The 985-nt window shown below is 73.0% G+C and carries 1 protein-coding gene; it reads left to right on the top strand.

From position 1 onward, the window contains the following. Positions 1–178 precede the first annotated feature (178 nt). A partial coding sequence (locus GWK61_RS54770; protein WP_194922322.1) for a DNA glycosylase AlkZ-like family protein occupies positions 179–985 on the top strand: 807 nt, incomplete at its 3' end.

Raw genomic sequence — 985 nt, 5'->3', positions numbered from 1 at the left:
GGGCGGGGGAAGGCTACGGTGGAGCGGGCTGTGGCGGCTGTTTGAGGGGCTGGCGGCGGGGCCGATCGAGTGGTCTTCGGGCCGAAGTACTTTGATTGGCGGTTGACGGTGGCGGACAATTGATCGAGGGTGGTTGTCCCCCGGATTGGGGCGGGGCGTGTTTGGGGCCATGCGAAACTTGAGCGCCGATGAGGTGCGGTGGCTACGGGTTCGGGCGCAGGGGCTGGCCGGCGATGGTGCTGACGCCGTCGCAGCCGCCGTCCGCACCGCCGCGGCGCTCCAAGCGCAGGCGGCCGGCCCGGTACGCCTCCAGGTCTGGGCGCGCACGAGCGGCCTGCGCGCCGCCGACGTCGACGCGGCGGTCGCCGAGGCCGCGGTCGTGCGTACCTGGCTTATGCGCGGCACGATCCACCTGGTCGCCAGGGACGACCTGCGGGCGTTCCTGGCCGTGCTCGGGCCGGTGAACCTGCGCGCGGGTCGTCGGCGGCGAGAGCAGTTGGGGCTCGGCGACGCGTTGTGCGCCCGGGCGATGGACGCGCTGTCGAAGATCCTCGGAGGTGGCAGGGCTCTGACTCGGGCTGAGATCGTCGCCGAGTTGGCCGGGCACGGTGTCGTCCTCGATCTGAAGAGCCAGCAGCCGCCGCATTTGCTCGCGTACGCCGCCAACAGTGCCCTGATCTGCCGGGGCCCCGACGCCGCGCGCGATGAGCCCACCTACGTGCTCCTCGACGACTGGCTGGAGCCCGCCGCTCTGCCGGACCGCGAAACCGCCCTTACCCGCCTCACCGAGCGCTACTTCGCCGCCTACGGCCCGGCGACCACCGCCGACCTCGTCGCGTGGTCCGGCCTGCCCGCCGCCGATGCGCAAGCCGCGGTCGCGCTCGTCCGCGACGGCCTCGAAGAGGTCGAGCACGACGGCCAGCGCCTGCTGCTGCCACGTAGCGCCGGCGCCGGCGCCGAAGCCACACCCACCCCGCCGCAAAAC

The organism is Catenulispora rubra (assembly GCF_015356825.1).
GTDB lineage: Bacteria > Actinomycetota > Actinomycetes > Streptomycetales > Catenulisporaceae > Catenulispora > Catenulispora rubra.
The sequence above is the reverse complement of the archived record's forward strand: the minus strand, read 5'-3'. Positions and strand labels throughout refer to the sequence as shown.